Source organism: Burkholderia sp. Se-20378 (assembly GCF_017104665.1).
Taxonomy (GTDB): domain Bacteria; phylum Pseudomonadota; class Gammaproteobacteria; order Burkholderiales; family Burkholderiaceae; genus Burkholderia; species Burkholderia lata.
Map to the genome: position 1 here is coordinate 1 of NZ_JAAGPG010000417.1, position 7,573 is coordinate 7,573.

General features: G+C 67.3%; 5 protein-coding genes and 1 pseudogene. 3 read left to right on the plus strand and 3 right to left on the minus strand.

What is annotated here, in order from left to right; all coding sequences use genetic code 11:
* Positions 1-309: pseudogene (locus tag G3N93_RS29875) on the plus strand (hypothetical protein); the annotation flags it as partial.
* Positions 310-345: 36 nt separating this feature from the next.
* Here the strand turns inward: G3N93_RS29875 and G3N93_RS29880 are convergent.
* Positions 346-1,266, minus strand: a complete 921-nt coding sequence (locus G3N93_RS29880; RefSeq protein ID WP_206134568.1) for a bestrophin family protein — start codon at positions 1,264-1,266, stop codon at positions 346-348.
* 12 nt (positions 1,267-1,278) lie between these two features.
* The gene (locus G3N93_RS29885; protein WP_206134569.1) at positions 1,279-3,603 is read right to left on the minus strand and encodes an FdhF/YdeP family oxidoreductase; all 2,325 of its coding nucleotides are present in this window, start codon (positions 3,601-3,603) and stop codon (positions 1,279-1,281) included.
* A gap of 155 nt (positions 3,604-3,758) precedes the next feature.
* Between G3N93_RS29885 and G3N93_RS29890 the strand changes: the two genes are divergently transcribed.
* Positions 3,759-5,180 carry a PLP-dependent aminotransferase family protein gene (locus G3N93_RS29890; protein ID WP_206134570.1) on the plus strand — a complete coding sequence of 474 codons (1,422 nt, stop codon included), beginning with the start codon at positions 3,759-3,761 and terminating at the stop codon, positions 5,178-5,180.
* Positions 5,181-5,234: 54 nt separating this feature from the next.
* On the opposite strand, the gene G3N93_RS29895 is transcribed toward G3N93_RS29890, so the two are convergent.
* Entirely contained in the window at positions 5,235-6,485 is a 1,251-nt protein-coding gene (locus tag G3N93_RS29895) for a mechanosensitive ion channel family protein (protein ID WP_174942955.1), read from the minus strand.
* 493 nt (positions 6,486-6,978) lie between these two features.
* Between G3N93_RS29895 and G3N93_RS29900 the strand changes: the two genes are divergently transcribed.
* Positions 6,979-7,573 (plus strand): SulP family inorganic anion transporter (locus tag G3N93_RS29900; protein ID WP_206134571.1); only part of this gene is annotated, 595 nt, incomplete at its 3' end.

Consider the following 7,573-nt stretch of genomic DNA (forward strand, 5'->3'; position numbering starts at 1 on the left):
TTGTTGCTTGTGATGTTTTCTTCATTTATGAGTCGGATATCAGCGCATGTACTCCGCTGGCGCTCACTCTTTCCCTGCACGTCGCTCTTCCGTTCTCGTGCGGTCGCGTTGGTGCGAGGGCGGGTCGGGCACGCGGATTTCGCGCGGCTGGAACGGGCCAGCAACGCGGCGGCCCGTGTGCTGCTGCGGCGCGTGACCGAAGTCGACAGCGACGACGGCCGCGCGTTGCTGCGCGGTGCGGTGTTGCTGAGAACGATCGCGGAGACGGCGGCCGCGCACGATGGCTTCCTGCGAGGCCGCCAGGAATGACGGGGCGCTCGACGCGCGTGAGCGGCGATTCGCGCGTCAACTAAGCCGATAAGCCTTGCCCGGCGTCACTTCCGCCGGCAGCGGCTCGCGGTTCAGTTCGAGCAGCGTGCGCTCGATCTGCCGCGTCATCGCATCGAGGGCGAGATGGTTCGGCCCGTCGCCGAACGGTTCGGCGATTGCATGTGCGATCGCATCGAGCGCGATCAGCGTATAGGCGACGAACACGGTAACGAACGGCGTCGCCGCGCCGATCGAATCGACGAGACCGAACGGCAGCAGCACGCAGTACGCGTAGATGGTCCGGTGCAGCAGCACGTCGTACGAGAACGGGATCGGCGTCGACGCGATCCGTTCGCAGCCGCTCACCATCGATACGAGATCGTCGAGGCGCGCGTCGAGCATCCACAGCCGCGTGTCGGAGAGGTGGCCCGCATCGGCGCGTGCGGCGAACGCTTCGCGCAGTTCGTGCACGATGACGACCGGGCGGAACCGCGAAGCGGCGACGCGTGCGTAGGCGGTGCCGTCGAGCAGCCCGCGCAGGTCCGTGGCCGGATCGGTGCCGCGCAGCTGATGCTTGAGCGCATAGACGTACGCGACGACCGTCCGCACGAACGCACGCCGCGATGCATCGTCACGATCGATCGCACCGTAGCTGAGCGCCTGCGACACCAGCGTGCGCGTGGCGGTCAGCACGCCGCCCCACAGTTGCCGCCCCTCGCGGTAGCGCTCGTAGCTCGCGTTGTTGCGAAACCCCGCGAAGATCGCGAGCGTGAGGCCGATCAGCGTGAACGGCGTCGGGTTCAGCGGCACCTTCTCGCCGAGCACGCGACCGCCGCCCCATACCGCGACGAGGCTGATCGCGAGCGTCAGCACGAGCTGCGGCAGGATGGTCGGCAGTACCGAGCCGTTCCAGACGAGCAGCATCCGCAGCCAGTGCTCGCGCGGACGAACGATCATCGCGGCGCTCCGTCAGGCGGCGATCGACGCCGGCGCGGCCGCGCGATGCAGCAGCACCGGGATCGACTTCGACGTCGGCGTGTTGCACACGTCGCCAACGCTGTCGAGCGGCACGAGCGGGTTCGTTTCCGGGTAGTACGCGCCGATGCAGCCGCGCGGGATGTCGTACTCGACGAGCAGGAAGCCGTCCGCGCGCCGCTCGATGCCGTCGTGCCACACGGTTTCCATGTCGACCCATTCGCCGGCCTTCAGGCCGAGCATCGCGAGGTCGTCACGGTTGGCGAACACCACGCGGCGCTGGCCGAACACGCCGCGATAGCGGTCGTCGAGCCCGTAGACGGTCGTGTTGTACTGGTCGTGCGAGCGCGTCGTCATCAGCGTCATCAGGCGTTCGCCGTGCAGCGCGCGGGCACGCTGGATCGGCGTGTCGGCCGGCAGTGCGTGCGCGATGAAATTCGCCTTGCCCGTCGGCGTGAGCCATTCGCGGTCGCGCGACGCCACGCGCAGGTGGAAGCCGCCCGGCCGTGCGATGCGCGTGTTGTAGTCGTAGAAGCCGTCGAGTGTCGCCTCGATCGCATCGCGGATCTTCGCGTAGTCGTCCTTGTAGGCCAGCCAGTCGATCTTGCCGTTGCCGAACAGCGCATGGCCCATGTGCGCGACGATCGCGGGCTCCGACATCAGGTTCGGCGACGCCGGCTTGTTCATCCCGTACGACACGTGAACCATGCTCATCGAATCCTCGACCGTCACGCCTTGCGCGACATTGTCCTGCAGGTCGATTTCGGTGCGGCCGAGCGTCGGCAGGATCAGCGCGTCGCGGCCGTGGATCAGGTGGCTGCGGTTCAGCTTCGTCGTGATGTGTACGGAAAGGTCGCAGCGGCGCATGCCTTCCCACGTGCGCGGCGTGTCGGGCGTCGCCATCGCGAAGTTGCCGCCGAGGCCGATCAGCACCTTCACGTGGCCTTCGAGCATCCCTTCGATCGTCTCGACGACGTCGTAGCCGTGGTGGCGCGGCGGTTCGAAGTCGAACACGTGGCCGAGCCGGTCGAGGAACGCCTGCGACGGCTTTTCCTCGATGCCGACCGTGCGGTTGCCCTGCACGTTGGAGTGGCCGCGCACCGGGCACAGGCCCGCGCCCGGGCGGCCGATATTGCCGCGCATCAGCATCAGGTTCGTCAGCATCTGCACGGTCGCGACCGAATGCTTGTGCTGCGTGATGCCCATGCCCCACGTCGCGATCACGCGCTCGCTGCGCGTATAGAGTTGAGCGAGGCTGTCGATCTGTTCGTACGGCACACCGCTTTCGGCCGTCAGCGCGGACCAGCTTTCGTTGCGCAGGTCGTCGGCGAACGCGTCGAAGCCGGCCGTGTGCTCGCCGATGAACGCGGTGTCGAGCACGCGCGGCGCGCCGGCGGCGCGCGCGGCGTCGTCGAGTTCGAGCACGCGCTTCGCCATCCCCTTGATCAGCGCGAAATCGCCGCCGATCGTCGGCTGGATGAACGTCGACGCGATCTTGGTGCCCGACATCGTCAGCATTTCGATCGGGCTTTGCGGATCGGCGAAGCGCTCGAGGCCGCGTTCCTTCAGCGGGTTGATCGACACGATCGTCGCGCCGCGCTTTGCGCACTCGCGCAGCTCGCCCATCATCCGCGGGTGGTTGGTGGCCGGGTTCTGGCCGAAGATCAGCAGCGTGTCCGCATGTTCGAAATCGTCGAGCGTGACCGTGCCCTTGCCGACGCCGACCGATGCCGGCAGCCCGCGGCTCGTCGCCTCGTGGCACATGTTCGAGCAGTCGGGGAAGTTGTTCGTGCCGTACAGCCGCACGAGCAGCTGGTACAGGAACGCCGCTTCGTTGCTGGCGCGCCCGGACGTGTAGAACGCGGCCTGGTTCGGGTCGGGCAGTGCGCGCAGGTGGCGCGCGATCAGCTCGAACGCGTCGTCCCATGCGATCGGCACGTAGCGGTCGGTCTGCGCGTCGTACACCATCGGATCGGTGAGCCGGCCGTGCTGCTCGAGTTCGAAGTCCGACTGTTCGAGCAGCTCGGTCACGGTGTGCGCGGCGAAGAATTCGGGCGTCACGCGCTTGCTCGTCGCTTCGGCGGCCACGGCCTTCACGCCGTTTTCACAGAATTCGAACGTCGATGCGTGCTGGCGGTCGGGCCACGCGCAGCCCGGGCAGTCGAAGCCGTCGGGCTGGTTCTGGCGCAGCAGCGTACGGTAGTTGCCGCCTGCGACCTTTTCCTTGATCAGGTTGATCGTGACGGCTTTCAGCGCGCCCCAGCCGGCGGCCGGGTGGGTGTACGGTTCGATGCGCGCGGTGGCGGATTTCTTTTTCATGATGCAGCGGGTGTCGGGGTCGATGGGTGCAGAGTACGCGCGGCCCCGGTCCGGCTGTGTGTACACCTGTTCGCTTCAAAAAAGAGTACAGTTGCGGCCATTCAGGCAGTGCGGATCGCAACTGTGTTGTTGAAGGGAAGTTGAAAGGAAGGCGCATGAAGCGTTACGAACAACTGGCCGACGATCTCCAGGCGCAGATCGAGCGTGGCGTGTACCGGCCCGGCGAGCGGATTCCGTCGGTGCGGCAGGCGAGCCGGCAGCAGCAGCTCAGCGTCACGACCGTGCTGCGCGCGTACCTCGTGCTGGAAAGCCGCGGCCTGATCGAAAGCCGGCCGCAATCGGGCTATTTCGTCCGCGCGCGCACGTCGGCGCCGGTCGAGGCCGAGCTGCACATGTCGGCGCCGGCCGCCGAGCCGTCGGCCGTGGACGTGAGCCGGCTCGTGCTGTCGACGCTGCGCTCGATTTCGCGCGACGACGCGGTGCCACTCGGCTCGCCGTATCCCGATGCGTCGCAGTTTCCGGTGCAGCGTCTCGCACGCTATGCGCAGACGATCGGCCGCCGCCGCACGCGCTGGGGCGTGATCGACGATCTGCCGCCCGGCAACCAGGAGCTGATCCGCCAGATTGCGCGGCGCTATGCGGAGCGCGGGATCGCGGTCGAGCCCGGCGAGATCGTGGTGACGATCGGCGCGACCGAGGCGATCAACCTGTGCCTGCAGGCCGTCGCGAAGCCGGGCGACACGATCGCCGTGGAGTCACCGACCTTCTACGCGATGCTGCATGCGATCGAGCGGATGGGCATGCGCGCGCTGGAGGTCGCGACGCATCCGGTCGACGGCATCGATCTCGATGCGCTCGAACGGATCCTCGAACGCGAGCGCATCGCCGCGTGCATGGTGATGCCGAACTACCAGAATCCGCTCGGTTTCCAGATGCCCGACCCGCGCAAGCGTGCGCTCGTCGAACTGCTGGCAAAGCACGGCGTGCCGGCGATCGAGAGCGACGTCTATCACGAGCTGCACTTCGGCGACACGACACCGAGCGCGCTGAAGTCGTTCGACCGCGACGGGCTCGTGCTGCATTGCGCGTCGTTCACGAAGAGCCTGTCGCCGCGCTACCGGATCGGCTGGGCGATGCCGGGCCGCTACCGCGACCAGGTCGAGAAGCTCAAATTCCTGAACACGCTCGCGACGCCCGCGATCGAGCAGCTCGCGATCGCCGAGTTCCTGAAATTCGACGGCTACGATTTTCATCTGCGACGCATGCGCAAGCAGTACGCGCAGCAGGCGAGCCTGATGAGCGCGATGGTGCGGCGTTTCTTTCCCGAAGGCACGCGGCTGTCGCAGCCGCAGGGCGGGTACGTGCTGTGGGTCGAGCTGCCGCCGCAGGTCGATGCGATGAAGCTGTATGCGGTGGCGCTCGCTCAGGGGATCACGGTCGGCCCCGGGCACATGTTCTCGGCGAGCACCGATTACCGGCATTTCATCCGGCTCAACTACAGCTATCCGTGGTCGCGGCAGATCGAGGATGCGTTGAAGGTGCTCGGGCGGCTCGCGTCGGAGTGCGCGGCGCGGTGAGTGCAGGGGGCCGCGCGGCGAGCGGCGGCCGATCGCCGGCCGCCACCGCATGCATCAACCCGCGTGCGGCGCCTGCAGCCCGGCTTGCGCGGCGCCGACCATCTGCCGCATGTCGAAGCCCGACGGGTGCTGGTACACGCGCAGCCCGAATTCCGGCAGCACCGCGATCAGGTGATCGAACAGGTCGGACTGGATGGCCTCGTAGTCGACCCACGTCGTCGTGTCGGTGAAGCAGTACAGTTCGAGCGGAATGCCTTCGGCCGTGAGCGGCAGTTGCCGCGCCATGCAGGTCATGTCGCGGCGGATGCGCGGATGGCCTTTCAGGTAGTTCGCGACATACGCGCGGAACGTGCCGAGATTCGTCAGCTGGCGGCGATTCGCCGGGCAGTCGCCGGCCGCGCCGAGCGTGCCGTTCCATTGCTCGATCGCGTCGACCTTGTCCTCGAGATAATCCTTCAGCAGCGTCAGGCGTTCGAGCCGTTCGATCTCGTCGCTGGACAGAAAGCGCACGCTCGTCGCGTCGACGAACAGCGCGCGCTTGATGCGGCGCCCGCCCGCTTCGGTCATCCCGCGCCAGTTCTGGTAGCTCTCGGTGATCAGCTTCCACGTCGGCACCGTGATGATCGTGTGATCGAAGTTCGCGACCTTGACGGTGTTCAGCGTGATGTCGATGACGGTACCGTCCGCGCCGGCCGACGGCATCGTGATCCAGTCGCCGATCCGCAGCATGTCGTTCGACGACAGCTGCACGCCCGCGACGAGGCCGAGCAGCGTGTCCTTGAAGATCAGCATCAGCACCGCGGACATCGCGCCGATGCCCGACAGCAGCAGGCCGATCTGCTTGCCGGTCGCGTCGCCGATCACGACCAGCGCGGCCGTGATGAACATCACGAGCTTGACGAGCTGCATCGCGCCTTTCAGCGACAGGTGCGGCTGGTCGCGCTGATCGCGCTGGACCATGCGATGCGTGTGTTCGAGCGCGGACAGCGTCGCGCTGACCGTCATCGTCACGAGGAACACGACCAGTGCGAACAGCACCTTGTCGGCGGCCTCGGCGGCTGTCTCGGGGATGCCGGGCACCGCGCCGAGCCCGAGCTTGATCACGACGAACGGGACGATGCGGTTCAGCCATTTGAACGCGCCGAACTCGAACAGCGCGTCGTCGACGCGCGTGGCGGAAAGCCGTGCGAGCCGCGCAACCACGCGGAACAGCAGGAAATGGACGACGGCGGTGATCGCGCCGGCGGCGGCGAGCAGGATGAGGATGCCGACGAGCGGCGCAAACCAGGATTCGTTCAGGGTCATAGGGGCAAACAGGGGCCTTCTCGTGCGTTGAATCGGCGCCGCGGCGCGGCGCGCGCCCGGTGACGGGCACATGAAAGGGACCGTGATTGTGCCATCGGGTTCCAGCCACGTTGCCGTGAATGCGGGGTGAGCGGCTCCCGAACCTCCTCACCATTGCGCAGGTCTCCTCTGTAATCGGGTGAGGGCGGGTGACGAAAGCGCGTCACCGCAAGCCGCCGCACGCGCGTGCTGCCGGATGCGTTGCACTCCGGCGGGGGATCGGCTCGGCCCTGCTGCGGCGGGTCTTCGCGCTTCAATGCGCGTGACCGGCGATCCATGCAATCATGCGGACGTCGCATGGATCGTCGGTGCGCCGTTCGTCGTTGCGTGCGGCCCGGCGCCGACGGTGAGCGACATGCGCCGCCTTCGCGCACTTGCCATGCGATGCCTGCCCGGCGCACGATGCGCGAGCGACTTCGCGAACCCCGTCACCCCGTATTCACGCATTCCACGCATGCAAGATTCCAACGAAAGCCGCGCGTCAGGCGTGCGGTTGCTGAAAGGCATCCTCCCGATCCGCCGTGGCGGGGCGATCCGCGACATCTTCGCGGGCATGTCGCTCGCATCGATGGACATCCCGCAGGTGCTCGGCTATGCGCGCATCGCTGGCATGCCGGCCGTCACGGGCCTCTACACGGTGTTCCTGCCGCTCGTCGCGTTCGCGTGCTTCGGCGCGTCGCGGCATCTGGTGGTGGCCGCCGATTCCGCGACCGCGACGATCTTCGCGAGCCGGCTGTCGTCGATGGCGCCGGCCGGCAGCGCCGAGTACGTCGCGCTGGCCGGCATGGTCGCGCTGCTGACGGCCGCGATGTTGCTGCTCGCGCGCATCTTCAAGCTGGGTTTTCTCGCCGATTTCCTGTCGCGCACGGTGCTGGTCGGCTTTCTCGCCGGCGTCGGCGTGCAGGTGTCGATCGCGATGCTCGGCGACATGCTCGGGCTGGCCGTGCCGTACCCGGCGTCGCGCAGCCTGGCGCAGCTCGACTACGTCGTCACGCATCTCGTTCATACGAACCGGCCGACGTTCGCGCTCGCGGCGCTCGTCGTCGTCG